The sequence below is a fragment of the Achromobacter deleyi genome (assembly GCF_016127315.1).
Classification (GTDB): Bacteria; Pseudomonadota; Gammaproteobacteria; order Burkholderiales; family Burkholderiaceae_B; genus Achromobacter; species Achromobacter insuavis_A.
In genome coordinates, this window is sequence record NZ_CP065997.1 from 4,060,643 (window position 1) to 4,085,134 (window position 24,492).

The 24,492-nt window shown below is 68.8% G+C and carries 25 protein-coding genes; 16 read left to right on the top strand and 9 right to left on the bottom strand.

Features of this window, described 5'->3' with window-relative positions:
* Nucleotides 1-116: 116 nt before the first annotated feature.
* The 4 genes from I6I07_RS18450 to I6I07_RS18465 all read right to left on the bottom strand — a co-directional run bounded on the left by I6I07_RS18450 (nt 117) and on the right by I6I07_RS18465 (nt 4,724).
* On the bottom strand, nt 117-1,649 hold the full coding sequence (locus I6I07_RS18450; protein WP_198483186.1) for an ABC transporter substrate-binding protein: 1,533 nt from the start codon (nt 1,647-1,649) through the stop codon (nt 117-119).
* A 55-nt stretch (nt 1,650-1,704) separates the two neighbouring features.
* Nucleotides 1,705-3,558: a dipeptide ABC transporter ATP-binding protein gene (locus I6I07_RS18455; RefSeq protein WP_332840419.1), complete on the bottom strand. Its 1,854-nt coding sequence runs from the start codon at nt 3,556-3,558 to the stop codon at nt 1,705-1,707.
* A gap of 9 nt (nt 3,559-3,567) precedes the next feature.
* Entirely contained in the window at nt 3,568-4,080 is a 513-nt protein-coding gene (locus I6I07_RS18460; RefSeq protein WP_054430353.1) for a winged helix DNA-binding protein, read from the bottom strand.
* A gap of 155 nt (nt 4,081-4,235) precedes the next feature.
* Nucleotides 4,236-4,724, bottom strand: a complete 489-nt coding sequence (locus I6I07_RS18465; RefSeq protein ID WP_198483187.1) for an Lrp/AsnC family transcriptional regulator — start codon at nt 4,722-4,724, stop codon at nt 4,236-4,238.
* A 121-nt stretch (nt 4,725-4,845) separates the two neighbouring features.
* On the opposite strand from I6I07_RS18465, the gene I6I07_RS18470 reads away from it, so the two are divergent.
* Nucleotides 4,846-6,324, top strand: a complete 1,479-nt coding sequence (locus I6I07_RS18470) for an aminotransferase class V-fold PLP-dependent enzyme (protein ID WP_198483188.1) — start codon at nt 4,846-4,848, stop codon at nt 6,322-6,324.
* A gap of 55 nt (nt 6,325-6,379) precedes the next feature.
* On the opposite strand, the gene I6I07_RS18475 is transcribed toward I6I07_RS18470, so the two are convergent.
* On the bottom strand, nt 6,380-6,745 hold the full coding sequence (locus I6I07_RS18475; protein ID WP_198483189.1) for a hypothetical protein: 366 nt from the start codon (nt 6,743-6,745) through the stop codon (nt 6,380-6,382).
* Between the two features lie 157 nt (nt 6,746-6,902).
* Between I6I07_RS18475 and I6I07_RS18480 the strand changes: the two genes are divergently transcribed.
* The gene (locus I6I07_RS18480) at nt 6,903-7,517 is read left to right on the top strand and encodes a class I SAM-dependent methyltransferase (protein ID WP_198483190.1); all 615 of its coding nucleotides are present in this window, start codon (nt 6,903-6,905) and stop codon (nt 7,515-7,517) included.
* 50 nt (nt 7,518-7,567) lie between these two features.
* On the opposite strand, the gene I6I07_RS18485 is transcribed toward I6I07_RS18480, so the two are convergent.
* Nucleotides 7,568-8,761: a GGDEF domain-containing protein gene (locus tag I6I07_RS18485; protein WP_198483191.1), complete on the bottom strand. Its 1,194-nt coding sequence runs from the start codon at nt 8,759-8,761 to the stop codon at nt 7,568-7,570.
* Between the two features lie 366 nt (nt 8,762-9,127).
* On the opposite strand from I6I07_RS18485, the gene fmdA reads away from it, so the two are divergent.
* Together fmdA and I6I07_RS18495 are read left to right on the top strand one after the other, a co-directional pair.
* Nucleotides 9,128-10,357: a formamidase gene (gene fmdA / locus I6I07_RS18490; RefSeq protein ID WP_198483192.1), complete on the top strand. Its 1,230-nt coding sequence runs from the start codon at nt 9,128-9,130 to the stop codon at nt 10,355-10,357.
* A 22-nt stretch (nt 10,358-10,379) separates the two neighbouring features.
* Nucleotides 10,380-10,712 (top strand): zinc ribbon domain-containing protein, encoded by a 333-nt coding sequence (locus I6I07_RS18495; protein ID WP_198483193.1) that lies wholly within the window; start codon nt 10,380-10,382, stop codon nt 10,710-10,712.
* Between the two features lie 141 nt (nt 10,713-10,853).
* On the opposite strand, the gene I6I07_RS18500 is transcribed toward I6I07_RS18495, so the two are convergent.
* Together I6I07_RS18500 and I6I07_RS18505 are read right to left on the bottom strand one after the other, a co-directional pair.
* Nucleotides 10,854-11,600: an ABC transporter substrate-binding protein gene (locus I6I07_RS18500; RefSeq protein ID WP_198483194.1), complete on the bottom strand. Its 747-nt coding sequence runs from the start codon at nt 11,598-11,600 to the stop codon at nt 10,854-10,856.
* A 138-nt stretch (nt 11,601-11,738) separates the two neighbouring features.
* Nucleotides 11,739-12,164, bottom strand: a complete 426-nt coding sequence (locus I6I07_RS18505; protein WP_061074104.1) for a copper resistance protein NlpE — start codon at nt 12,162-12,164, stop codon at nt 11,739-11,741.
* Between the two features lie 249 nt (nt 12,165-12,413).
* Between I6I07_RS18505 and I6I07_RS18510 the strand changes: the two genes are divergently transcribed.
* The 7 genes from I6I07_RS18510 (at nt 12,414) to I6I07_RS18540 (ending at nt 16,052) form a co-directional block, all read left to right on the top strand.
* Entirely contained in the window at nt 12,414-12,905 is a 492-nt protein-coding gene (locus I6I07_RS18510) for a GFA family protein (RefSeq protein ID WP_232625644.1), read from the top strand.
* Nucleotides 12,902-13,375 (top strand): OsmC family protein, encoded by a 474-nt coding sequence (locus I6I07_RS18515; protein ID WP_116520328.1) that lies wholly within the window; start codon nt 12,902-12,904, stop codon nt 13,373-13,375. The genes I6I07_RS18510 and I6I07_RS18515 overlap by 4 nt, the downstream gene beginning before the upstream one ends.
* A 26-nt stretch (nt 13,376-13,401) precedes the next feature.
* Nucleotides 13,402-14,049 carry a glutathione S-transferase family protein gene (locus tag I6I07_RS18520; RefSeq protein ID WP_116520327.1) on the top strand — a complete coding sequence of 216 codons (648 nt, stop codon included), beginning with the start codon at nt 13,402-13,404 and terminating at the stop codon, nt 14,047-14,049.
* A gap of 76 nt (nt 14,050-14,125) precedes the next feature.
* Nucleotides 14,126-14,701: a GNAT family N-acetyltransferase gene (locus tag I6I07_RS18525; protein WP_198483195.1), complete on the top strand. Its 576-nt coding sequence runs from the start codon at nt 14,126-14,128 to the stop codon at nt 14,699-14,701.
* Nucleotides 14,702-14,777: 76 nt separating this feature from the next.
* Nucleotides 14,778-15,329, top strand: coding sequence for a cysteine hydrolase family protein (locus I6I07_RS18530; protein WP_198483196.1), 552 nt, complete (start codon nt 14,778-14,780; stop codon nt 15,327-15,329).
* 5 nt (nt 15,330-15,334) lie between these two features.
* On the top strand, nt 15,335-15,571 hold the full coding sequence (locus tag I6I07_RS18535) for a DUF3820 family protein (protein WP_198483197.1): 237 nt from the start codon (nt 15,335-15,337) through the stop codon (nt 15,569-15,571).
* Between the two features lie 148 nt (nt 15,572-15,719).
* A complete protein-coding gene (locus I6I07_RS18540) occupies nt 15,720-16,052 on the top strand; it encodes a hypothetical protein (protein ID WP_198483198.1) in 333 nt (110 codons plus the stop codon).
* A 46-nt stretch (nt 16,053-16,098) separates the two neighbouring features.
* On the opposite strand, the gene I6I07_RS18545 is transcribed toward I6I07_RS18540, so the two are convergent.
* Nucleotides 16,099-17,325 carry an MFS transporter gene (locus I6I07_RS18545; protein WP_198483199.1) on the bottom strand — a complete coding sequence of 409 codons (1,227 nt, stop codon included), beginning with the start codon at nt 17,323-17,325 and terminating at the stop codon, nt 16,099-16,101.
* A gap of 119 nt (nt 17,326-17,444) precedes the next feature.
* On the opposite strand from I6I07_RS18545, the gene I6I07_RS18550 reads away from it, so the two are divergent.
* From I6I07_RS18550 to I6I07_RS18570, 5 genes are all read left to right on the top strand, one after another.
* Entirely contained in the window at nt 17,445-18,446 is a 1,002-nt protein-coding gene (locus I6I07_RS18550) for a GlxA family transcriptional regulator (RefSeq protein WP_198483200.1), read from the top strand.
* A gap of 28 nt (nt 18,447-18,474) precedes the next feature.
* Nucleotides 18,475-19,353: a helix-turn-helix transcriptional regulator gene (locus I6I07_RS18555; protein WP_232625645.1), complete on the top strand. Its 879-nt coding sequence runs from the start codon at nt 18,475-18,477 to the stop codon at nt 19,351-19,353.
* 182 nt (nt 19,354-19,535) lie between these two features.
* On the top strand, nt 19,536-21,674 hold the full coding sequence (locus I6I07_RS18560) for a TonB-dependent siderophore receptor (RefSeq protein ID WP_232625646.1): 2,139 nt from the start codon (nt 19,536-19,538) through the stop codon (nt 21,672-21,674).
* A 226-nt stretch (nt 21,675-21,900) separates the two neighbouring features.
* Complete coding sequence (locus tag I6I07_RS18565) at nt 21,901-23,985, top strand: TonB-dependent siderophore receptor (protein WP_198483201.1); 2,085 nt, start codon at nt 21,901-21,903, stop codon at nt 23,983-23,985.
* Nucleotides 23,986-24,056: 71 nt separating this feature from the next.
* Nucleotides 24,057-24,455 carry a cupin domain-containing protein gene (locus tag I6I07_RS18570; protein ID WP_116520321.1) on the top strand — a complete coding sequence of 133 codons (399 nt, stop codon included), beginning with the start codon at nt 24,057-24,059 and terminating at the stop codon, nt 24,453-24,455.
* Nucleotides 24,456-24,492 lie beyond the last annotated feature (37 nt).

Genomic DNA, 24,492 nt, shown 5'->3' on the forward strand with positions numbered 1-24,492 from the left:
CACCCAATCAGGCATCGCCCCCCCCTAGCGGGATGCCGGGGAGCCGGCTTCGCCGGTCCCCTGGCATGCCCCCTTGAGGGGGAAGCGCGCAGCGCTTCGGGGGTGGGCTCTACCGTTTACTCCACGGTCGTATTGACGAACCGGAAGCGGATGTCGCCCGGCACTTCCAGGCCCTTCACGCGCTTGTTCACGCCGACGATGGTGTTCAGGCTGTACAGCGGCAGTTCCAGCGCCTGGTCGGCCACGTAGCCGGCGATCTCCTGCAGCATGGCTTCGCGCTTCTTCACGTCATAGACGGTGCGTTGCGCTTCCAGCATGGCGTTCAGCTTGGGATCGTTGTCGTACGGATTCCACTTCTGGCCCGAGTGGTACATCAGGTAGGCCGTGTTGTCGTAGTCGTAGGTCCAGCCGCCCCACTGGTTCTGCCACATCTCGCCGGTCTTGCCGCCGGGGATGATGTCGTTGAGCAGCACGCCGGTTTCGTACGGCTTGATGGTGGCGCGCACGCCCACCGCCTGCAGATAGCCCGACACCGCCTGGGCCACTTCGCGGAAGTTCGAATCGCTGCCGCGCACGTCGATCTGCACCGTCGCGCCCGGCTTGATGCCGGCGCCGGCCAGCAGCTTCTTGGCTTCGGCGGGGTTGAAGGGCAGGGGCTTCTGCTCGGGGTTGTAGCCGAACGACTGCGGACCCTGGAAGCTGGCGATGGTCTTGGCCTGGCCCAGCAGCAGCTGCTTGACGATGGTGTCGCGGTCCACCGCCAGGATCAGCGCGCGGCGCACGTCGCGGTTCTGGGTGATGCCGTTCTTGGTGTTGTAGCGCAGCGCGAACGCCACCGGGCCGCCGGTCGAGATGACGTCGGCGTTGCCCGACTTCTTGACCGTTTCGATCAGGCCCAGCGGGATCAGCGTGGCGATGTCCACACGGCCGGCCTGCAGCTCGGCGACCTGGGTGCCGGGCTCGCTGATGAAGCGGTACACCACCTTGTCCAGCTTGGGCTTGCCGCCCCAGTAGTCGTCATTGCGCGCCAGGGTCACGTTGACCTTGGGCTGGTAGCTCTCGAACTTGAACGGGCCGGTGCCGACCGGGTGGGTGTTGAAGTTCTCTTCGCCCTTTTCCTGGATGTACTTGGGCGGCACGATCATGGCGCCGTAGCCGGCCAGCTTGGTCAGCAGCACCGGGTCGGGTTGCTTGAGGATGAAGTCGACGGTGTACTCGTCCACCACCTTGACCTCGCCGATCGAGTCGTAGTTCGACTTTTGCGGGCCCTTGGCGCCTTCCGCGCCCAGCAGGCGCTCGAAGGTGAACTTGACGGCCTCGGCGTTGAACGGCTCGCCGTTGTGGAACTTGACGCCCTGGCGCAGCGTGAAGCGCAGGCGCTTGTTGTCGTCCAGGTATTCCCACTTGGTGGCCAGGCCGGGTTGCAGCTTCAGGTCGGCGCCGCGCATGGTCAGCCCGTCGTACAGGTTGCTGCCGACCGAACCCCAGAAGGTCACGAAGGTGTCGATCGGATCCCAGCTGCCCGGATCCTGGTTGATGGCGACGTTGAGCGTGCCGGCCGCGTGCGCGGTCGACAGGACCGCGGGCAGCGCGCCGCCCAGCGCCAGGGCCAGGGCGGTGGCGGTGAAGGTTTTGCGTAGGGAGAGCATGTTCAACTCCAGGGACGGGAAATCGGCCGGGCCGACGTGTGTGTAAGGGGGAGATTCAGGCGGCGCGGGCCACGCGGTGGCCGGGCGCGAATTCAACCAGGGGAATGATCGCCGGCTCGTCGCCCACGCGCCGCACCGGGCTGGGGATTTCGCCCTCGATCAGCGAGGTGTCGATGTGGCGGCCGGGCTCGGCCACCGGCACGGCGGCCAGCAGCTTGCGGGTGTAGGCGTGCTGCGGCGATTCGAAGATCTGGCGGCGCGTGCCCAGTTCCACGATCTGGCCCAGGTACAGCACCGCCACGCGGTGGCTGACCTTCTCCACCACCGCCATGTCGTGGGTGATGAACAGGTACGACAGGCCGCGGTCCTTCTGCAGGTCCATCAGCAGGTTCAGGATCTGCGCCTGGATCGACACGTCCAGCGCCGACACCGATTCGTCGGCGATGATCAGCTTGGGGTCGCTGGCCAGGGCGCGCGCGATACAGACGCGCTGGCGCTGGCCGCCCGAGAACTCGTGCGGATAGCGGCGCGCGTGCTCGGGCTTCAGGCCCACCTGTTCCAGCAGCTCGCCGACGCGGCGCGCGATGGCGGCTTCGTCGCTCAGCAGGCGGTGGGTGCGGATCGGCTCGGCGATGCTGAAGGCCACGGTCTTGCGCGGGTCCAGCGAGGCGTACGGATCCTGGAAGATGTATTGGATCTCCTGGCGCAGGCGCTGGCGGCCGGCGGCGTCCATCGAGAAGATGTCCTGGCCGTTGTAGCGCACCGCGCCGGAGGTCGGCGCCACCAGCTGCTGCAGGGTCTTGCCGATGGTCGACTTGCCGCTGCCCGATTCGCCCACCAGCGCCAGCGTCTCGCCGGGGTAGACGTCGAAGCTCACTTCCTCGACCGCGTGCACGCGGTGGGTGACGCGGCCGAACAGGTTGTGGCCGACGTCAAAGCGCGTGGTCAGCTTCTCGACGCGCAGCACCGGCTCGTCGTAGCGCGCCGTGTCCTGCTCGCGGGTCTCGCCCACTTCGCGCAGCGTGTCGCCTTCCAGCACCGTCTGCGGCGTGCGCAGCGGCAGGTCGCGGCCGGTCAGGCTGCCCAGGCGCGGCACGGCGGCCAGCAGGGCGCGGGTATAGGGATGCCTGGGCGCGCGGAAGATCTCTTCCACCGGGCCCTGCTCGACCTTCTTGCCGCGCAGCATCACCACCACGTCGTCGGCCATCTCGGCCACCACGCCCATGTCGTGGGTGATGAAGATCACGGCCGTGCCCAGGTCGCGCTGCAGTTCGCGGATGGTGTTCAGGATCTGCGCCTGGATCGTCACGTCCAGCGCGGTGGTCGGTTCGTCGGCGATCAACAGGCGCGGCTGGCACGACAGCGCCATCGCGATCATCACGCGCTGGCGCATGCCGCCCGACAACTGGTGCGGGTAGCGGTCCAGCAGCTGTTCGGCGTCCGGCAGGCGCACCTTTTCCAGCAGCGCGCGCGCCGCCTTGCGGGCGGCCGAGCGCGACAACTGCTGGTGCAGCATGATGGCCTCGATGATCTGGTCGCCGATGGTGAACACCGGGTTCAGCGAGGTCATCGGCTCCTGGAAGATCATGGCGATGTCGTTGCCGCGGATCGCGCGCATCTGCTCGTCGGACGCGGCCGTCAGGTCGACCTCGCGGTCGTCGCTGTCGCGGAACAGGATTTCGCCCGAGGTGATGCGGCCGTTGTTGTAGTCCGTCAGCCGCATGATGGCCATGGACGTGACCGACTTGCCCGAACCGGACTCGCCGACGATGGCCAGCGTCTTGCCCGGCCGCACGTCGAAGTCCAGGTTCTCGACGGCGCGGAACACGCCGTTTTCGGTATTGAAGTCCACCGAGACGCCGCGCACGGAGAGCAGCGGCTGGGCGGAAGGGGCGGGAATGCTAGACAACGTGGATTCTCACAGCGAGGTGGCGGCGCGGGCGGCCTGGTCGTACAGGCCCGACAGGGCGCGCAGGGTATTGGCCAGCTGATGGCTGGCATCGTCCGCGGCGGGGGAGTCGATGAAGGGTTTCACCAGGCATTGCTCGCGCACTTCGGCGTAGCGCTGGATCGCGGCCGCGCCGGCGTCGGTGGTGGTGTAGACCACTTCCTTGCCGGTCTTGGCGCTTTGCACCACGCCCAGCCGCTCCAGCTTCTTGAGCGAATAGTTCACCAGGTGGGTGTCTTCGACATTGAGCGTGAAGCAGATGTCCGCCAGTTTCTTGCCGCGGCCGCGATGGAACACGTGGTTCAGCACCAGGATGTCCAGCGAGGTCAGTTCGGGCAGCCCGGCACAGGCCATGCAGCGGACCATCCAGCGATTGAAGGCGTGCGAGGCGATGATCAGGCCGAACTCCACCTCGGACAGCTCCGGGGCGGACGAGGCGAGATGGGAGGAGGAAACAATGGCGTCCCGGACGGAAACAGACATGGGCGGCAGTTGGGGACGGATCGACAATAAAACGTTGGCGAATTATTGACGATTTGTAGATATGCAGGCATCCGGGATAACCCGTGGATATAAGCCGTCCGGGCAGTCATGACCGCGGGTTATTCAAGTCGTGGCGCTGCCGCGGCCGTCCGTCGTTACGCCGTGCCCGCGGACTCGTGCAGCAGCCCCAGGTCGGGCGGCCGGTTCTCGATGATGGCTTCCATGCTGAAGAACCCCGTCACCGTGGACAGCTCGAAATCGGTGATCAGCTTCTGATAGAAGCGGTCGTATCCCGCGATGCCACGGCAGACCACCTGGATCAGGTAGTCCCAGTCGCCGCCGATGCGATAGAACCCGGTCACCTCGGGCAGGCGTTCCACATGCTTGCGGAAGCCGTCGGCCCATTCCTTGGCGTGGTGGCTGGTGCGGATCATCACGAACACCGTCAGGTCCAGTCCCAGCGCGACCAGATTCACCTCGGCGCGGGTGCCGCGGATGATGCCGCAGGCGTTCAGGCGCTGCAGCCGGCGCCAGCAGGCGTTCTGCGACAAACCGACCCGGTCGGCCAGCTCGCGCTGCGACAGCGAACCCTCGCGTTGCAGGCAGGAAATGATATTCAGATCAAACTTGTCAATTTTTTCCATGGTGTCGTTCAAATGATCTGTTTTTGACGATTTTAAGGAAAATTTAGGTGAAGTTTAAAAATTCCTTCCATCGTATGATATTTCGCTGACTTTCCACCCGCCGCATTCCCGTATCCACACCATGTCTACCCAAGCGACCCCGGCCATCACAGGGCCGTTGCGCCAGTTCCAGCAATCCCTGCAATCCTCCGACATCGTCGCCAGCCTGGCCGATGGCCTGATCGGCAAGGACGCCGTCATCGAAGGCCCCTTCGGCCTCAAGCCGCTGGTCTACGCCGACTACGTCGCCTCGGGCCGCGCGCTCATGCAGGTCGAACGCTTCGTGCTCGAGCACGTGCTGCCGTACTACGCCAATTCGCATACCGAGGCCTCGTTCTGCGGCGGCTTCATCACGCGCCTGCGGCGCGAGGCGCGCGCCGTGGTCGGCCGCTGCTGCGGCGCGGGCGACGAGCATGCCGTGATCTTCTCCGGCTCGGGCGCCACCCTGGGCATCAACCGCCTGGTGCACCTGTTCGGCGTGCCGGCCGCGCTCGCGGCGGGCCGCAAGGTGCGCGTCGTCATCGGCCCCTACGAGCATCATTCGAACATCCTGCCCTGGCGCGAATGCGGCGCCGACATCGTCGTGCTGGCCGAAAGCCCGCAGGGCGGCCCGGACCTGGCCGAGCTGGACGCGGCGCTGCGCGCGCCCGACGGCGCGCTGGTCATCTGCGCGCTGTCGGCCGCCTCCAACGTCACCGGCATCGTCGCCGACGTCGAAGCCATCACCCGTCGCGTCAAGCGTGCCGGCGCCAGGATGGTCTGGGACTACGCCGGCGGCGCGCCCTACCTGGAGATGCGCATGACCCCGGCGGCCGACGCGGCCATCGACGCCATCGTGTTCTCGCCGCACAAGTTCATCGGCGGCCCTGGCGCCTCCGGCATCCTGATCGTGCGCCGCGACGCGGTGGCCGTGGCGACGCCCACCTTCCCGGGCGGCGGCACCGTCAAGTTCGTCTCGCCCGGCGGCCATGACTACAGCGCCAGCCTGGAGGCGCGCGAAGAGGCCGGCACGCCCAACGTGGTCGGCGATATCCGCGCCGCGCTGGTGCTGCTGGTCAAGGAAGCGCTGGGCGCCGACCTGATGGCGCGGCGCAACGCCGCCTTCGTGCAGCGCGCGCTGGCCCGCTGGCGGGACGATCCCCGCCTGGAACTGCTGGGTTCATTGAGCGCCCCGCGCCTGCCGATCTTCTCCTTCCGCGTGCGCAACGGCCAGGGCGGCCATGTCCACCAGCAACTGGTCACGCGCATGCTGAGCGATCGCTTCGGCATCCAGGCGCGCGGCGGCTGCGCCTGCGCCGGCCCGTACGTGCACAACCTGCTGGAGATCGACGAGGCCGAGTCGGCGCGCATGCGCCAGGCCATCCTCGATGGCCGCGAGATCGAAAAGCCGGGCTTCATCCGCCTGAACTTCAGCGTGCTGCTGTCCGACGCCAAGGCCGACTTCATCCTCGATTCGGTGCTGGCATTGGCCGCCGACGCGACCGACTTCGAAGACCGCTACGACTTCGATCCCGGCCGCGCCATCTTCTTCCCGCGGCCCGCCCCGGCGGCGGTCGCCTGAGGCGGCGGACCGCCATGCCGCGCGGGGGCGCCGCCCCCGCTGCGTGGCGGCCGCGCTATTGCTTCATGTAGGGACCGCAGGTGTCGATCCAGGCGGTCTTGCGCGCGGCCAGGTCGTCCGGCTGGCTCTGCATCGCGCTCACGGTCTTCTCGGGGAATTTTCCGCCGTCGCGCGCGCACTGCTCGTAGTCATCGACCAGCGCGAACTCCATGTCCAGCAGGTCCAGCCGCCCCTGGCACAGCGGCGCGTTCAGCTCCTGCCAGTTGGCGGTCTCGCGTCCCTTCTGCACCTTCACCGCCTCCTGGTAGCGGACGACGCTGGCGTCGAACCGCGCCACACATTCCTCGGCCGCGTGAGCGGCGCCCAGTGGCAGGGCACAGGCGAGCAGGAGCAGGGCGGACAGGGGGCGGGTCGGGATCATGGACAGGGGCTTCCGGCGCGGCGGGGCCGCGAAATGCGATGGGCGCATCATAACTGCCGCATCCGACAGAATCCGATGCACAACATATCAGACTGGTCCCATAGGCAAGCGCGTGTCTACGCAGCATATTGCTTTCCCTCGAACCAAAGGGGAAGTCATGCTCAAGTTGAAATACGTGGTCAAACGGATGCTTTTCAGGCTGTCTCCTTTCTTGGCCGAGCGCTGCAGTGTCGATTTCAGGATCGACACCCCCAGCCGGGTCTTTCTCGAACAGCAGGTGTTTGGCTACCTGAATAACCAGGCAGTGGTGCAATCCACGGAATCGGAGCTGTTGTTCCTCGGCCTGGATAAGCACAACTGGCACTACCCCAGGCTGTTGCGCGCCAACTTCCATTCGTTGGATATCTCGCCGCGCAGCGAGGTGTATGGCAGGTCCGGGCGGCATTGGCGAGGCGACGCGCTCGAGATGGCCGCGCACTATGGCGCGGACCGCTTCGACGTGGTGATTGCCAATGGCTTGCTCGGCTTCGGTATCGACACCGCGTCGGACCTGCGTCGCCTGCTGGCGCAGTGCCACGCCGTGCTCAAGGCCGAGGGCCTGCTGGTGCTGGGTTACAACGATCTGCCCGAGCGCACCCCCTTCCCGGTGGAGGTGGGGAGCGGGTTTCGGGAGTTCGTTCCCGGCATCGAAGGCGTGGCCAGCTCGCGCCATCTGGTCGATGATGCGTTCCGGCACGTCTATTGCTTCTTCCGAAAGGTCGGAACCCCATGAAAAAGCAGGGCACGCCGTCGCCGCCGCAGGCGGGCCGGTCGAGCGGCGCCTCAGGCTGGTAGTGCTTGCGCGACCGGCATGGCCGCTTCATCCGCCCATTCCACGCGATTGCGTCCGGACATCTTGCCGCGATACAGCGCGGCATCCGCCTGCCGCATGATGTCGTCCAGCGACTGCGTGCCGGCAAAGCCGTGCGACACCCCGATGGTCGCGGTGCAGCGGATCGGCCCCTGCGCGCGGCCGCCAGGCACCTGGGCGTGGGCGATCGCCTCGCGCAGCCGCTCCGCCAGATGCATGGCGCCTTCGCGATTGCTGTCCAGCGCCACCACCACGAACTCTTCGCCGCCCAAGCGGCACACCAGGTCGCCCTGGCGCGCCGTGTGCTGCAGCACTTGCGCCACGCGGCTCAATACCTGGTCGCCGATCTGATGGCCGTGGGTGTCGTTGATCTGCTTGAAGCGATCGATGTCCACGATCAGCAGGTGCGAGGGCGCGGCATGGCGGACCCGGAAGTGCGCCTCCAGCCCGTCCATCAGGCCGCGCCGGTTCAGCAGGCCCGTGAGCGGATCGCGCGTCGCCATGGTGCGCAGCTCATCCGTCAGGCGCCGCAGGATCAGCCACACCACGGCGGGCGGCAGCACCGTGCCCAGGAACGACATATACAGGTAGAAGGCCGTCTGGAACGGACTGCGCATGTCCAGGGCCGGCATGCCGCCATCCAGGATCAGGACGAACTTCACCGCGTTGAGCGCGCAGATGCCGCCCACCAGGAAGGAGAACACGATCATCTCCAGGCGCAGGTCGCGGGCGAAGGTGCGCGCGCCGTACAGCAGCGCCAGCGTCATCGCCAGGAACAGCAGCGCGCACGAAGCCGCCAGCAGCGCATGCCGCGCCGCCGTGCCCCACACGGCCTCCACCAGCACCTGGGCGGCGGTGTAGGCGGCGGCCAGGGCCAGCATGGGGTACAGCACGGGAATCGGCCGGTTGAAGAACCGCGCCGCGCCGAAGACATACGCGACCGGGGCGCACAGCGTCAGGGTGTGGTTGATGATGCTCATGCCCCATGATCCCGGCGGCGGGGCCAGCAATTGCAGGATGTAGGCGATGCCCAGCAGCAGGTGGCCGGCGGCGAACACGTCCGTGCCCATCTTCTTGTCGCGCAACCGCCGGCTGATCAGCAGGAACATGGCGCAAAAGCAAAGCAAGTGCACGCAGAGCATGCCGAGAATGACGGAAGCAACCATGGCGTGGCGCGCTCGGGAGGGGGCGGCAGGAACCGCAATCGCAGGAGGATGGCGGCCGCATGCGCGTGTTGGCATCGCAAACCGCCGCGTTGAGCCGCGTTGGCGCCAGATGGGCCCTTTTAGGCTCGCGAAGTGTAAGTGGAGGTTTCACGCAGCGTCAAGGTTGAAGGCGCGATGCGGCCTCGGGCAGGCGCCGTCCTGCACGGCCCTGTGCTGCATGGAAAACCAGTATGGCAATCGCTCCAAACGCGTCTACCATCGTTCACACGTCAAGGAATCGAAGATCCAATCCACGCACGCGAAATTGGACGCGCCCTCCGGCTGAAGTTCTGTTTTATCAACACGTTACGTTGGAGATGAAAGAGAATGACCGACACCCTCATCCAGGTCGACCTGACCCAGTCCCCGTACGAGAACAAGCAGATCCACAACCGCTGGCACCCGGACATCCCGATGGCCGTCTGGGTCAAGCCCGGCGACGATTTCATCCTGGAGACCTACGACTGGACCGGCGGCGCCATCAAGAACGATGACAGCGCCGACGACGTGCGCGACGTCGACCTGTCGACCGTGCACTTCCTGTCCGGCCCGGTCGGCGTCGAAGGCGCCGAGCCCGGCGACCTGCTGGTGGTGGACCTGCTGGATATCGGCGCCAAGCCCGACAGCCTGTGGGGCTTCAACGGCTTCTTCAGCCGCAACAACGGCGGCGGCTTTCTCACCGACCATTTCCCCCATGCGCAGAAATCCATCTGGGATTTCCACGGCATGTTCACCTCGTCGCGGCACATCCCGGGCGTCAATTTCGCCGGCCTGATCCATCCCGGCCTGATCGGCTGCCTGCCCGACAAGAAGCTGCTGGACACCTGGAACCAGCGCGAGCAGGCGCTGATCGACACCAATCCGAACCGCGTGCCGCCGCTGGCCAATCCGCCGGCGCCCAAGACGGCGCACATGGGCGCGCTGCAGGGCGCCGACCGCGACCGCGCGGCGGGCGAGGGCGCGCGCACCGTGCCGCCGCGCGAGCATGGCGGCAACTGCGACATCAAGGACCTGTCGCGCGGGGCGCGGGTGTTCTTCCCGGTCTACGTCAAGGGCGGCGGCCTGTCGGTGGGCGACCTGCACTTTTCGCAGGGCGATGGCGAGATCACATTCTGCGGCGCCATCGAGATGGCCGGCTGGGTGCACATGCGCGTCACGCTGATCAAGGGCGGCATGGACAAGTACGCCATCCGCAATCCGATCTTCAAGCCCAGCCCGATCACGCCGGCCTACAAGGACTTCCTGATCTTCGAAGGCATCTCGGTGGACGAGGGCGGCAAGCAGCACTACCTGGACGTGAACGTGGCCTATCGCCAGGCCTGCCTGAACGCCATCGAGTACCTGAAGAAATTCGGCTATTCGGGGGCGCAGGCCTATTCGCTCCTGGGCTGCGCGCCGGTGCAGGGGCACATCAGCGGAGTGGTGGACATTCCGAACTCCTGCGCCACGCTGTGGCTGCCGACCGAGATCTTCGATTTCGGCATCCAGCCGTCGGCGTCGGGGCCGGTCAAGCACATCAAGGGCGGCGTCGACATGCCCTTGTCGCGCGACCGCTGAGGCCGGGACCAGGGAGACCGACATGCCCATGTATGACTACGCTTGCGCCGACTGCGGCGAGTTCGCGGCGCTGCGGCCGCTGGCGCAATGGCGCGATCCGGCCGACTGCCCGCAATGTGGGGCCGCCTCGCACCGCATCGTCGGCGGCGCGCCCGCGATCTCGGCGCTGTCGTCGGCCGTCAATCGCGCCCATGCCGCCAACGAACGCAGCGCCAACGAACCGCGCAGCTCGCGTTCCGGGCACGGCATGAACTGCGGTTGTTGTTCGGGCGGACGCACGTCCGGCAAGACCCGTACCACGGCCGACGGCGCCAAGTCCTTCGCCGGTTCGCGGCCCTGGATGATCAGCCACTGACGCTGGCGGCGAGTCCCGTCGATGGCGACCCGCATGCCGGGGCGCCATCGACGGTTCGCCATGCGGTGGCGCGGCGCGTGATCCCGCCGCGTGCAAGGCGCGCGCGGCGTGCCATCGAGCGAGGCAGCCGCCTCGCTTTTTTTATTGCGGCGCGGTTTCCAGCGGCGCCACGGCGGCGCCCTGGATCTTGTGGCGCGCCAGCGCCTCGGCGACGAAACCGCTCTTCTTCATGGCTTCGACGAAGGCGGCCAGGTAGGCGCCGGCCTTGGCGCCGCGGCTCTTGGGCACGCCCATGGCCTGGCGGATCAGCATGAAATGGCCGTCCAGCAGGCGCAGGCCGCCCAGGCGCTGCGCGTCGGCCTGCAGCTGCTGCTTGACGCCGGCGGCCACCTCCATGTTTTCCTGCACGAAGGTGTCGACCACCGCGGGCGAGGTGGGCGCGCGGAACAGCTCGGCGTGCTTGATCTCGCGCGTCAGGTACAGGTCGTAGGCGCTGCCCTTGCCGACCACCACGCGCTGGCCGGCGCGGTCCACTTCTTCCATGCGGGTGATGGGCGAATCATCGCGCACCAGGTAGGCGCCCTCGATCACCACGTACGGCGCGGTGAAGGCGATCTGCTCGCCGCGCAGCGGGTCGATCGCGAAAAAGCCCACGTCGGCCTGCTCGGCGGCGACTGCGTTGACGGATTCGCCGGCGGACTTGAACACCACCAGCTCCAGCTTCACGTCGAGCCGGCGCGCCAGCTCGGTGGCCAGGTCGACCGACACGCCGCCGGGCGCGCCGGTGTCGGGATGGCTGTTGGCCAGGATCGGATTGCCCAGGTTGATGGAGGCGCGCAGCGTGCCCGTCGGGGCAAACGCGTCGAGCAGTTCGTGATCGGTCTTCATGGATCTTCCTTCCTCGGGGGCGCCGCCGGGGTCGGGGGGCGCGGCATGTGCAGCCCAGAGAATAGCCGGAAGCGGAGTGCTTGCGGGGGCACGGCGGCGTCGGCCCCCCGCGACCGGCGCGCGGCCGATTACGCCGCGTTACTGCGCGCGCCGCAGCACGTAGTGCGGCGCCAGCGGGCCGGTCGGGCGGGTGCCGTCGCGGTACAGCATGATCACCTGATTCTCGGCGATGAAATAGCGCTGGCTGTCGCCCGAGGCATCCAGCCGGATGGTGCTGCCATCGGATTCCCAGCTGAACGTGCCGGCCACGGTCTCGGGTTGCGGCTCGCGGTCCAGGTACTGGGTGGCGCGCTCGTAGCGGCCGTCCTTCATCAGCGTCAGGCGGGTGCGGATGCCGGGGCAATCGGCGCAGGGCAGGGTGCCTTCGTAGCTGCCGGGCCAGTCGAGCGCGTTGCGGGCCGTGTGGTTGTCCACGGGCACCGAGCGCGCGCTGATGGGTTTGGAGGGGGTGCAGCCGGCAAGCAGGGCGACTGTCAGGGTGCAGGTCAAGGTGGTTTTCATCATGGCGAGCTCCTGTGTAGCGGTGCGTCCACGATACGGACGCCACGCCATCCTTGCTGAAACGGGATGTAAAGGCAAGGCGCCGCGTGGGGCCGCGATGGCATGCGCGGGGGATCGCCAGGCCGCCTCCTGGCCGCGCTTGTCCGCCGCTGCCCGCGATCCTGGCCGTATCGGCGCGGCGCATCGGGGCGGCCCGCGCTACGCTGGCCGGCAGGCCCGCGGCATGGCGCGGCGGGCGCGAAGGAGTCCATCATGAAGGGAAGCTGCCTGTGCGGCGCCGTGGCCTACGAGGCGGACCGCCTGGCCGGGCCGATCGTCCATTGCCATTGCACGACCTGCCGCAAGGCGCACGCGGCGGCGTTCGCGTCGACCGCGCGGGTCGCGCGCGAGGATTTCCGCTGGACCCGGGGCGCCGCCGCGCTGGGCGCGTACGAATCGTCGCCCGGCAAGATCCGCCACTTCTGCACCGCCTGCGGCGCCCACCTGATGGCGCACTGGGTGGCGCAGCCGCAGGTCATCCTGCGAGTGGCCACGCTCGACGACGATCCCGGCGCGCGGCCGGTGGCGCATATCCATACCGCATACGACGTGCCCTGGCTCGACCACGGGCCGCACGTCGCCGCCTATCCTGGCACCGTGCCGCGCGATAGCGTCGCCCGCCGTCCGGTTCACGCCGCGCGGCGCTTGCGCTACGCTAACGCTCTTTGCGCGCCGCCGCGGCGCGCCCCGAGGATCCCGCAATGAAAGGCGAACACCATTACGACGTCGCCGTGACCTGGACCGGCAACACCGGCAAGGGCACCGCCAGCTACACCGCCTATGCCCGCGACCACCTGGTGCAGGCGCCCGGCAAGCCCGACATCGCCGGCTCGGCGGACCCCGCGTTCCGCGGCGACGCGGCGCGCTGGAATCCCGAAGACCTATTGGTGGCGTCGCTGTCGGCCTGCCACAAACTCTGGTACCTGCACCTGTGCGCGGTCGAGGGCATCGTCGTCACCGCGTATCGCGACGACGCGCACGGCGTGATGCGCGAAGACCCCGAACGTGGCGGCGCCTTCGCCTCGGTCACGCTGCGGCCTGAAGTCACCATCGCCGCGGGCGGCGACGCCGGCCTGGCCGAGGCGCTGCATGCCCGCGCCCATCATTTCTGCTACATCGCCAATTCGGTGAATTTCCCGGTGAACTGCGAGCCGCGCGTCGTCGTGGCCGGCTGATGCCGTCGTTGAAAAGAAACCACGCAATGCTGACGATCTGGGGCCGGCGCAGTTCATTCAATGTGCAGAAGGTCTTGTGGCTGGCCGGCGAACTGGGCCTGTCCTATGAACATGTGCTGGCCGGCGGCCAGCACGGCCTGCTCGATACGCCCGAGTTCCTGCGGATGAACCCGCACGGACGGGTGCCGCTGCTGCGCGAAGGCGACACGGTGGTGTGGGAGTCGCACGCGATCCTGCGCTATCTGGCCGCGCGCCATGGCGCCGAGGCTTTCTGGCCGGCCGATCCTGCGCGGCGCGCGCGCGCCGATGGCTGGATGGACTGGGCCCAGACGGCGCTGCAGCCGGCCTTCCTGGTGGGCGTGTTCTGGGGCTACTACCGCACCCCCGAGCCACAGCGCGACCTGGCCGCCATCGACCGCGCCCTGGCCAATACCCATGCCTGCCTGCGCCAGCTGGATGCCGTGCTGGCCACGCAACCCTATCTGGGCGGCGACGCGCTGACGCTGGCCGACATTCCCGCGGCCACCGCGCTGTACCGCTATTACGAGCTGGACATCGCCCACGCGCCGCTGCCGAACGTGCGCGCCTGGTACGAGCGGCTGCGACAGCGCCCCGCCTATCGCGAACACGTCATGGTGCCGTTCGGCGAATTGAAGGGACGCCTGGATTTCTGACCGGCGCGAGCCTGTTAAGCTGTGGACGGCCGGGGCAAGCATGCGCCGGCGCTTCCTTTTCGACGCCTTTCGCATCATGTCCCTCCCTCTTGCCGAATGGCCCCAGCAGGCCCCCGACCTGGGCATCGCCGGCCTGCGCCTGCGCCCCCTGCGCGAGGCCGACGCCGCCGCCTGGTACGCCTATCTCAGTGACGACAACGTGACCCGCCACACCAGCTGGCAGCTGGACGGCGCGGACGCGCTGGCCGCACTGATCCGGGGTTATGCGGATCCGGTCGCCACACACGCGATTCGCCTGGCGATCGTCGAGGCCGACGACCGCCTGATCGGCACCATCGGGCTGAACGAGATCACCCCGGGCGCGCGCCGCGCCGAGATCGCCTACGACCTGGCGCCGTCGCATTGGCGCCGCGGCATTGCCTCGCAGGCCTGCGAGGCCGTCACCGGCTGGGCCTTGCAGACGCTGGGCCTGGCCCGCGTGCAAGCCACGGTGCTCGACACCAACACCGCGTCGGCCGGCGTGCTGGAGCGCTGCCGTTTCCAGCGCGAGGGGCTGTTGCACCATTACCGCCAGGTGCGCGGCGAACCGCGCCATTTCTGGATCTACGCCCGCATCTGGCCGCCGGCCGTGCAAGGCGCCGAATGCGGCTAGTCCGCGCGCCGGGCCATCGCCCGCCATTGCTTCGCTTCTTTCTTTCGCCACCTTCCGCCGCCATTCCGAGGAAACCATGACGTCCGCCCTGATCGTGATCGACGTGCAACGCGCCTTGTTCGAGACCACGCCCGAACCCGCCGATGCCGGCGCCGTGCTGGCGCGCATCAACGACCTGGCCGCGCGCGCCCGCGCCGCGTCCGTGCCGGTGATCTACGTGCAGCACGAAGCGCCCGGCAGCAAGCTGGCGCATGGCGAGCCGGGCTGGCAACTGGATACGCGGTTGCAGCCGGCGGACGGCGACGCGCGGGTCTACAAGACCACGCCGGATTCCTTCCTGCGCACCGGCCTGGCGGACGCGCTGGCGCAAGCCGGGGCCACCCACCTGGTGGTGTGCGGTTACGCCAGCGAGTTCTGCGTCGACACCACCGTGCGCCGCGCCGCGGCGCTGGGCTATCCGGTGACGCTGGCGGCCGACGCCCACACCACCCAGGACAAGCCGCACGCTGCCGGCGCGCAGATCCGCGCGCATCATAACGCCACGCTCTCGTCCATCTCCAGCTTCGGCGTGAAGATCGCCGCCGTGCCCGCCGCCGACATCGCCTTCGGCGCCGCGCCGGCAAGGTAGGGCGCATGGATCCCGAACTGCTGCAGTTGCTGGTGACGCGCGTCATGCCTTTCGGCAAATACCAGGGGCGGCTGATCGCCGACCTGCCGGGCCCGTACCTGGCCTGGTTCGCGCGCAAGGGCTTCCCGCCGGGCGAGCTGGGGCGCCTGCTGGCGCTGATGCACGAACTGGACCACAACGGTCTCGCTTCCTTACTGGCGCCTTTACGCAAACCATCCGGCAAGCCGCCCGCGCCGCGCTGAACCGGCCGCGGGAAACCGCAAGAAACAAATCTCCTCGCCCGCGTAGCGTCTTGGCACCTCCCGGGGCCACGCCCGCGGCTACGATAGACCGGCGCGCCACCGTGCCGAGCATCGGGCCCGGGCGCGCGCTCAACGAAGAGAGGTCGACATGAAGAGACTCCCGATCACCGCCGTCCTGCTGGCCCTGGCCTGCCTGGGCGGCGCGGCGCAGGCGCAGAGCGCGGCGCCGGTCACGCAGGAATACCAGTATCCCAGCCAGCGTTCCAAGGACGGCAGCCTGTCGCCGCCTTCCACCTTGCGCATGACCGTGACGCCCGATCCCAACGCCGCGCCGCCGGTCGTGATCCGCGATTCGCCCGAAAGCCAGGCCGAGTACGTGCGCTGCCGCGAAGTCTCGGACCGCGCCGCAGTGTCCAACGCCCAGATGCAGGCCGGCGTCGCCCAGTGCCTGCGCGAACTGGAACAGCGCCGCCAGCAGTAGCGGTGGACGGCGCCGCCCGCGATCGCGCGGGCGGGCGCCCTGGCGCCTACGCGTGGCTGGCGGCCGTGGCGGCGCGGGCCGAACCGCGCGCCCAGTGCCAGGTCATCAGGCCCGCGGCCAGCACCACCGGCAGCATGGCCGCGTTCAGGGCCTCCCAGCCGAACGCGTCCAGCGCCGGTCCGGCCGCCAGCGTGGCCAGGGCGGTGGCGGCGTAGCGCAGCATCTCCGCCGCGCCCTGCGCGCGGGCGCGTTCCGAAGGCCGGTAGGACTGCGCCAGCAGGGTGGTGCCGCCGACGAACATGAAATTCCATCCCACCCCCAGGCAGAACAGCGCCGCATAGAACGCCGGCAGCGAGGGCGAGGCCATCGCGATCAGCGAACAGGCCACGTTCAGCAGCATGCCCGCGCCGAGCACCCGCGGCAGGCCGAAGCGCTGGATCAGCGTGCCGGCGAAGAACGCCGGCGCATACATGCCCACCAGATGCCACTGCATGATGTTGGCGCCGTCGCCGATGCTGTGGCTGCAGGCCACCGCCGCCAGCGGCGCGGCGGTCATGATGAACATCATCGACACCGAGCCCACCACGTTGTTGGCCAGCGCGGCGACGAACACCGGCTGGCGCGCCACCTCGCCGAGCGGCCGGGCCGGCAGGCCGGCCTGCGCGTCGGCCGCCGCCGCCGGCGCGTCGATATCGCGGTAGAAGCCGAACAGCAGGGCGGCCGACAGCAGCGCCAGCAACGCCACCATCAGGTAGGCGCCGGCGAACGTCACCGGCGCGAACAGGTCGCGGCTCCAGGCCGCCAGCGCCGGGCCGGCGATCGCGGCGATGACGCCGCCAGTCATCACTACCGAGATCGCGCGGCTCTTGGCGGCCGGCTCGACCGCGTCCGCCGCCGCCAGCCGGTAGTACTGGGCGAACGCCTGGAACACGCCGACCAGCGCGGTGCCGGCGCAGAACATCCAGAAGTCCGACTGGAACACCGCCCACACCGAAATGCCGCCCCCGGCCGCGCCGGCCAGGGCGCCGAGCGCGAAGCCGTTGCGGCGGCCTATCCGCTGCATCAGCAGCGAGGCGAACCAGGTGACCAGCGCGCCGGCCACCGTGATCAGCGCGAAGGGCAGGGTGGACAGCGCCTTGTCGGGGGCCAGCATGTGGCCGGTCAGGGCCGTCAGCGTCAGGTCGATCGAGATGGCAGCGATGAACAGGCCCTGGCACACGGCCAGGATGCGGGCGTTGCGGCGGCCGGTGGCCAGGGAGGGCGAGGCAGGCATGGGGACTCGGGGCAAGGATTGCGGTTTGACAGCGACCACTCTAGCGGCGCACACTTTGGCGTGAATGACATAAATCCCTCGATAAGCGCCAACCCCCACACTAGCCTCCTTCCACCGCCATGACGCACGCCGTGACCTTCCTGCTGGTGCCCGATTTCCAGCTGCTCGACATGTCCGGCCCCGCGGCCGTGTTCCAGACCGCCGGCTTGCTGGCGCGTCGCGCGGACGCGCCGGCCTATGCCGTGCGGGTCGTGTCGGAAACGGGCGGCGAGGTGCGCAGCTCCTGCGGCATCGGCGTGCTGACCGCGCCATGGCGCGACGCGCCGGTGGACACCCTGGTGGTGCCCGGCGGCGAGGGCGCGCGCGAAAGCGCCCTCAGCCCCGCCATGCGCGCCTACCTGCATGCCCAGCGCCAGGCGGGCCGGCGATTGGCCAGCGTCTGCACCGGCGCCCGCGTGCTGGCCGCTGCGGGCCTGCTCGACGGCTTGCGGGCCACCACCCACTGGCGCCACGCCGCTGCGCTGGCGCGCAACCATCCCGCCGTCCGCGTCGAGGCCGATCGCATCCACGTGCGCGACGGCGATACCTGGACCTCGGCGGGCATCACCGCCGGCATCGACCTGGCGCTGGCCATGGTCGAGGCCGACCTGGGCGTGGAGATCGCCGCCGAGACCGCGCGCGAGATGGTGGTCTATCACCGCCGCTCGGGCGGGCAGTCGCAGTTCTCGGCGCTGCAGGACCTGGCGCCCGACAGCGAGCGCATGCGCGCGGTGCTGGAGCATATCCGCGGCAACCTGGGCGCGGCGCTGACGGTGGAACACCTGGCGGAAGTGGCCTGCGTCAGCCCGCGCCAGTTCCTGCGCAGCTTCAAGGCCGAAACCGGCGAGACGCCCGCCAAGGCGGTCGAGCGCATCCGCGCCCAGACCGCGCGGGCGCAGATCGAAAGCGGCGACGGCAGCATCGACAGCGTGGCGCGGCGCGTCGGCTTCACCGACAGCGAACGCATGCGGCGCGCCTTCCTGCGGGTCTACGGCCAGCCGCCGCAGGCCATGCGCCGCGCCGCGCGCAGCCAGGGTTGGCGCGACAGCCCGGAAAACGGTAATAATATTCACTCTCAATAAAGGGGCTCGCCGCGTCGGGTCCGCCGCCGTGACCCACCCGCACCCCGAACTCGACTGGACCGTTTCCGCCGCCACGCCCGCGATGTCGCTGGCCGGCGGCACGCTGCATTTCGAGCGCGGCGAACGGGTGCTGGAGGACCTGGCGCCCGGCCTGAAGCTGGTGCTGGTGCTGGAAGGCGAGCTGCGCTATCGCGTGCCGGGCGCGCCCGCCGCGCAGGTCAGCGGGCCGCTGCTGCACCTGAGCCTGTGCCGCGACGCGCTGCGCATGGAACACGAGTTCGGCGCGCGCCGCTCGCTGCGCTTCGTGTCGCTGCGCACCTCGCTCGACCACCTGCGCGAATCGCTGTCGCTGGAACCGGCGGATGTCGCGCGCCTGCTGCGCGCCCCGCGCGGCGACGCCGCCTATGCCGACGCCAACCTGCGGCTGGCGGCGCCGCTGCAGGCGCTGGGCCGGCAGATGCTGGCCTGCCCGATGCAGGGCGCGCTCAAGCGCATGTACCTGTCCGCCAAGGCGCTGGAGCTGACCGCGCTGGCGCTTGGCGCGCTGCAGCCGGTTCCGGCTGCGCAGGTCCCGCCAGGCCTGTCGCGCGCCGACACCGAGCGCCTGCATCACGCGCGCGACCTGGCGCTGGCCAGCCTGCAGCAGCCTCCGACCCTGCCCGAACTGGCGCGCCGCGCCGGCATCAACGTCAACAAGCTCACCACGGGCTTTCGCCAGCTGTTCGGCTGCAGCGTCTACGCCTTCGTGCGCGAGCAGCGCATGGCGCAGGCGCACGCGCTGCTCGCCGCCGGCGAGATGAGCGTATCGGAAGCCGCCTATGCCTGCGGCTACACCGATTCGCACTTCAGCAAGGCCTTCCAGCGCCGTTACGGCGTGCTGCCGAGCGCGCTGACCAGCGGCCGCTGAACGTCGCCGCCGCGAGCTGCCGGCGGCGGCTGCGCCTGCCCCGAACCCTTTCTGTCATTCGCGCGGTGCGCTCCCGGGTTTCGCGTTCGCCATAGCAAGGCCTATGCAAACGCCTGGGCGTTGCGGTTTCTCCTCGAAATTGTATGAGAATAATTCTCAGTAACAAAGAAGGAGAAGTACGCATGCGTTCACGTTTCAGCCCCCGGGCGTGCAAAAGGGTTGCCCGTTGCTGGCGGCTCTGGCCGGCGACGGCGCTGGTGGCGGCAGGGCCGGCCCTGGCCGATGGCGCCAGGCAGGCGCCGACGCTGCCCGCCGTCACCGTCAGCGGAGCCCGCGAGCCCGCCACGCCGCAGCCGTCGCTGGGCAAGTTGCCGCTCAGCGTGCGTGAAACGCCGCAATCGGTCTCCGTGATCGGCCCGGACCAGATCCGCCAGCAGAACCTGCAAAGCCTGGACGACGTCATGCGCCACGCCACCGGCATCACGGTGCAGCCACACCATCACCTGACCACGGCCTACTTCGCGCGCGGCTTCCAGATCGAATCCTTCGAACAGGACGGCGTGCCGGCGATGATGGGCAACCGCGCCGCCGCGCCCGAAGACACGGCCATCTACGAGCGGGTCGAAATCCTGCGCGGAGCCAACGGCCTGTTGCATGGCGCCGGCAATCCGTCGGCCACCGTCAACCTGGTGCGCAAGCGCCCGCAAAGGCAATTCACCTTCGGCGGCGAACTCAGCGCGGGCAGCTGGGACAACTATCGCACCGAAGTCGATCTGGGCGGGCCGCTGAACGACAGCGGCAGCGTGCGTGGCCGCGTCGTCGGCGTCATGGCCGACCGCGGCTTCTTCTATGAAAACGCGAACCAGAAGACTGGCCTGTTCTATGGCATTGGCGAGGTCGACCTGGGGCCGGACACCGTGTTGTCGGCCGGCCTGCATTACAGCCGCGTGCGCTCGCATCCGCCGCCCAGCATGGGCGGGCTGCCGCGCTACAAGGACGGCGCGCCGCTCGGCCTGCGGCGCTCGGTCAACCTGGAGTCCGCCGGCAGCCGTTCCGACTGGAACACGACGCGCGTGTTCGCCGACCTGGATCACCGCTTCGGCCAGGGCTGGCGCGCGCGGATCAGCGTCGACCATCTCCGTTCCGATTCCGAGATGACGTACCTCACCGTCAATGGCGGGATCGACCGCCAGACTGGCCTGGGCGCCAGGCTGTCGGGCGGCGGTATCCAGTACGACAACAGCCAGACCAGCGTCGACGCCTACGTCGGCGGTCCGGTGGAACTGTTCGGTCGGCGCCACGAATTGCTGTTCGGCGCCAACTCGCTGCGAACCTCGTACGAGAACCTGAACGCCGACGTCACCAGTCCCCAGCTGAACATGCCGATGGACGTGTTCAACTGGCATCCGCGCGACGTGCCCGGCTACGACATTGGCTCCTACAAGTCCGCGGGCGTCAACCGCGAACGGGAGCAGGGCGTGTACGGCATGGGCCGCTTCTCGCTGGCCGATCCGCTGACGCTGGTGCTGGGCGGGCGCATGGATTGGAGCCGGCTGGAATCGCCCAAATCGAGCCAGCGCAACAACGGCAGGTTCACGCCCTATGGCGGCCTGATCGTCGACCTGGACCGGCAATGGTCGCTGTATGGCAGTTACGCGCAGGTGTTCATGCCGCAGACCGACCTGGACCGCAACGGTCAGGCGCTCGATCCGATCACGGGCACCAACTACGAGGCCGGCGTCAAGGGCGAGCTGATGGACGGCGCGCTCAACGTGTCGCTGGCGCTGTTCCAGATCCAGCAGAAAAACCGGGCCCAGGCCGATCCCTCGGTGGCGTGCGTGGGCAGGCGCTGCCCCTCCGTCGCCGGTGGCGAGGTCCGCAGCCGCGGCTTCGAGGCCGAGGCCGCCGGCGCCATCATGCCCTACTGGACGGTGGCGGCGGGCTACACCTTCAACACCACCGCGTACCAGGTGGACACGCGCCGCGAAGGCCAGCCCTACGCCAGCTTCACGCCCAGGCACATCCTGCGCGTGTGGACCGACTACGCCTTGCCCGCGCTGCAGCGGCGCCTGAGCATTGGCGGCGGCGTGCAGGTGCAGTCGGACTTCCACAACGTGGCCGGCCCGATCACGCTGCGCCAGGGCGGTTATGCCCTGGTCGACATGCGCGTGGCCTACCGCGTCGACAAGCACGTCACCGTGGCGCTGAACGCCAACAACCTGTTCGACCGCGTCTACTACCAGCGCCTGAACGACGCCAACTGGACCAACTACTACGGCGAGCCTCGCAATCTCATGCTGACCGTGCGCGCCGAGTATTGATCGCGCCAGGCGTGGCGGCGCCCGCCGCCACGCCATGATCGACCGGCGCCTGATCCGCGCTGGCCGCCAGAAACTTCCGCAATCGATAGCGAGACTTCCGCAATCGCCAGTGGCGGCGCCGGCCGCTCTCTAGAATGGCCTGAGAATAATTCTCAGTAACCAGGAAAGAGGAACGGCGGTGCGATCAAAGTTCAGGAACAGGGCGGCACGGCCGCGCAAGACGGCGGTGCGACATTGGCCGCTTTGGCTGGCGATCACGGCCGCGGGGCCGGCGCTGGCGGACGGCGCCGGCGATGCGGCCACGCTGCCCGCGGTGACGGTCAGCGGAGAACGCGCCGGCGCCGCGCCGGCCCCGACGCTGGGCAAGCTGCCGCTCACGGTGCGCGAGACGCCGCAGTCGATCACGGTCATCGGCCAGGAACAGATGCGGCAGCAGAACCTGCAGAGCCTGGACGAGGTGATGCAGCACGCCACCGGCATCACGGTACAGCCCTATCAACTGCTGACCACCGCCTACTACGCCCGCGGCTTCAAGGTCGATTCGTACGAGCAGGACGGCGTGCCGGTGCTGATGGGCAACATGGCCGCGTCGCCGCAGGACATGGCGGTGTACGAGCGGGTCGAGATCCTGCGCGGCGCCAACGGCCTGCTGCACGGCGCCGGCAACCCCGCCGCCACTGTCAACCTGGTGCGCAAGCGTCCGCAGCGCGAGTTCGCCTTCAGCGGCGCGCTCAGCGCCGGCAGCTGGGACCGCTACCTCGCCGAGGCCGACCTGGGCGGCCCACTCAACGACAGCGGCAGCGTGCGCGGGCGCATTGTCACGGCTTTCGAGGACCGCGGCTATTTCTACGATGTGGCGGACCAGAAGTCGGCGCTGTTCTACGGCATCGGCGAGGTCGACCTGGGCCCGGACACGGTGTTGTCGGCCGGCCTGCAGTACCAGCGCATCCGCTCCACCACCAACATGGCGGGCGTGCCGCGATACAAGGATGGCGGCGACATCGGCCTGAAGCGCTCGACCTACCTGGACGCCGCGTGGGACCGTTTCAACTGGAACACGACGCGCGTGTTCGCCGACCTGGAACACCGTTTCGGCCAGGGCTGGAGCGCCAAGATCAGCGCCAACTACCTCACCGCCGACAGCAACCTGAAGTACGCCGGCGCCTCTGGCGCGATCGACCGCCAGACCGGCCTGGGCTCGGCGCTGATGGGCGGCGCCTATAAATTCGACAACACCCAGGCCAGCGTCGATGCCTACGTCAGCGGCCCGGTGCAACTGTTCGGCCGCCGCCACGAGCTGCTGTTCGGCGGCAATGCCCAGCGCACCACCACCGAGCAGTACACCGGCCAACTGACGCCGGCGCTGCGCGTGCCGGTGAATGTGTTCGACTGGGATCCGCACAGCGTGCCGGAGCCCGGCGTCGGCCCCTACACCTCGCCCGGCGAGACGCGCGCGCGCCAGCACGGCGTGTATGGCATGGGCCGCTTCTCGCTGGCCGACCCGCTGACCCTGGTGCTGGGCGGGCGCATGAGCTGGTGGAACCAGGACGCGCCTGGTTCGCGCCAGCGCATCGACCCGGAATTCACGCCCTACGGCGGCTTGATCGTCGACCTGGACCGCCAGTGGTCGCTGTACGGCAGCTATGCCGAGGTGTTCCAGCCGCAGAGCCAGCTGACGCGCCAGGGCCAGGGGCTGGATCCGGTCACCGGCACCAACTACGAGGCTGGCATCAAGGGCGAACTGATGGACGGCGCGCTGAACGTGTCGCTGGCCGCGTTCCAGATCCGCCAGAAGAACCGCGCGCAGCAGGATCCGGACTGGCCCTGCGTCGGCCAGAACTGCTACTACGTGGCGGGCGGCGAGGTGCGCAGCCGCGGGTTCGAGGCCGAGGCCAGCGGCAACATTACGCCGTACTGGACGGTGGCGGCCGGCTACACCTTCAACACCAGCAAGTACCTGACCGACACGCAGGCCGGCGGCCAGCCCTTCGCCAGCTTCACGCCCAAGCACATCTTCCGGTTGTGGACGAACTATGCGCTGCCCACGATGCAGCGGCGCCTGAGCGTGGGCGGCGGGCTGCAGGTGCAGTCCGGCTACTCGACCGTCTCGGGCCCGGTCACGCTGCGCCAGGGCGGCTACGCGCTGGTGGACCTGCGCCTGGCCTACCGCGTCGACAAGCATCTGACCGCGGCGCTGAACGTCAACAACGTGTTCGACCGCGGCTACTACCAGAGCCTGTCGGGCACGGCGTGGAACAACCGCTACGGCGAGCCGCGCAACGTCATGCTGACCCTGCGGGCCGAGTACTGAGCGGGCGGCGACCGATGGACGGCGCGGACGCGCCGTCCATCCTTTTCTGAAGGAGAGACGAGATGGCGGCAATGAGCCCCGCGCCAGTGTTCGACTGGCTCGATCATTTCATGGCGCTGGCCGGCGATGGCGGCATGCGCGACATCGGCAAGTTGCGGCGCCTGGCGCCGCACGAGGGCTGGCTGGTCGGCATCAAGGCGGCGGCCAGCGATGCCGACGTGCACGGCGACGTCTGGGAACGGCATCCGGCCGGCGAGGAAATGCTCTGTGTGCTGGAAGGCCGCGTCGTGCTGACGCTGATGGACGAGGCCGGCGCCGAGACCGACGTGCTGCTGGACGCGCGGCGCGGCGCCGTGGTGCCGCGCGGCGTCTGGCACCGCCTGCACGTGGCCTGTCCGGCCCGCATCCTGTTCGTCACGCCCGGGCAGGGCAGTGAACATCGCCGCGTGGGCGCGGCAACGCAAGCTTGAAGGAAATCGACGTGAAGCAAACCGCGAACGCGCGCCT

Excerpts from the sequence above, each read along its gene's own strand:
- I6I07_RS18540 (WP_198483198.1), top strand. The coding sequence starts at position 15,720 with ATGAAGAGACTCCCGATCACCGCCGTCCTGCTGGCCCTGGCCTGCCTG.
- I6I07_RS18505 (WP_061074104.1), bottom strand. The coding sequence starts at position 12,164 with ATGATGAAAACCACCTTGACCTGCACCCTGACAGTCGCCCTGCTTGCC.
- I6I07_RS18530 (WP_198483196.1), top strand. The coding sequence starts at position 14,778 with ATGACGTCCGCCCTGATCGTGATCGACGTGCAACGCGCCTTGTTCGAG.
- I6I07_RS18500 (WP_198483194.1), bottom strand. The coding sequence starts at position 11,600 with ATGAAGACCGATCACGAACTGCTCGACGCGTTTGCCCCGACGGGCACG.
- I6I07_RS18515 (WP_116520328.1), top strand. The coding sequence starts at position 12,902 with ATGAAAGGCGAACACCATTACGACGTCGCCGTGACCTGGACCGGCAAC.
- I6I07_RS18470 (WP_198483188.1), top strand. The coding sequence starts at position 4,846 with ATGTCTACCCAAGCGACCCCGGCCATCACAGGGCCGTTGCGCCAGTTC.
- I6I07_RS18495 (WP_198483193.1), top strand. The coding sequence starts at position 10,380 with ATGCCCATGTATGACTACGCTTGCGCCGACTGCGGCGAGTTCGCGGCG.
- I6I07_RS18570 (WP_116520321.1), top strand. The coding sequence starts at position 24,057 with ATGAGCCCCGCGCCAGTGTTCGACTGGCTCGATCATTTCATGGCGCTG.
- I6I07_RS18475 (WP_198483189.1), bottom strand. The coding sequence starts at position 6,745 with ATGATCCCGACCCGCCCCCTGTCCGCCCTGCTCCTGCTCGCCTGTGCC.
- I6I07_RS18525 (WP_198483195.1), top strand. The coding sequence starts at position 14,126 with ATGTCCCTCCCTCTTGCCGAATGGCCCCAGCAGGCCCCCGACCTGGGC.
- I6I07_RS18460 (WP_054430353.1), bottom strand. The coding sequence starts at position 4,080 with ATGTCTGTTTCCGTCCGGGACGCCATTGTTTCCTCCTCCCATCTCGCC.
- I6I07_RS18450 (WP_198483186.1), bottom strand. The coding sequence starts at position 1,649 with ATGCTCTCCCTACGCAAAACCTTCACCGCCACCGCCCTGGCCCTGGCG.
- I6I07_RS18560 (WP_232625646.1), top strand. The coding sequence starts at position 19,536 with ATGCGTTCACGTTTCAGCCCCCGGGCGTGCAAAAGGGTTGCCCGTTGC.
- I6I07_RS18535 (WP_198483197.1), top strand. The coding sequence starts at position 15,335 with ATGGATCCCGAACTGCTGCAGTTGCTGGTGACGCGCGTCATGCCTTTC.
- I6I07_RS18550 (WP_198483200.1), top strand. The coding sequence starts at position 17,445 with ATGACGCACGCCGTGACCTTCCTGCTGGTGCCCGATTTCCAGCTGCTC.
- I6I07_RS18510 (WP_232625644.1), top strand. The coding sequence starts at position 12,414 with ATGAAGGGAAGCTGCCTGTGCGGCGCCGTGGCCTACGAGGCGGACCGC.
- I6I07_RS18480 (WP_198483190.1), top strand. The coding sequence starts at position 6,903 with ATGCTCAAGTTGAAATACGTGGTCAAACGGATGCTTTTCAGGCTGTCT.
- I6I07_RS18520 (WP_116520327.1), top strand. The coding sequence starts at position 13,402 with ATGCTGACGATCTGGGGCCGGCGCAGTTCATTCAATGTGCAGAAGGTC.
- I6I07_RS18465 (WP_198483187.1), bottom strand. The coding sequence starts at position 4,724 with ATGGAAAAAATTGACAAGTTTGATCTGAATATCATTTCCTGCCTGCAA.
- I6I07_RS18545 (WP_198483199.1), bottom strand. The coding sequence starts at position 17,325 with ATGCCTGCCTCGCCCTCCCTGGCCACCGGCCGCCGCAACGCCCGCATC.
- I6I07_RS18485 (WP_198483191.1), bottom strand. The coding sequence starts at position 8,761 with ATGGTTGCTTCCGTCATTCTCGGCATGCTCTGCGTGCACTTGCTTTGC.
- fmdA (WP_198483192.1), top strand. The coding sequence starts at position 9,128 with ATGACCGACACCCTCATCCAGGTCGACCTGACCCAGTCCCCGTACGAG.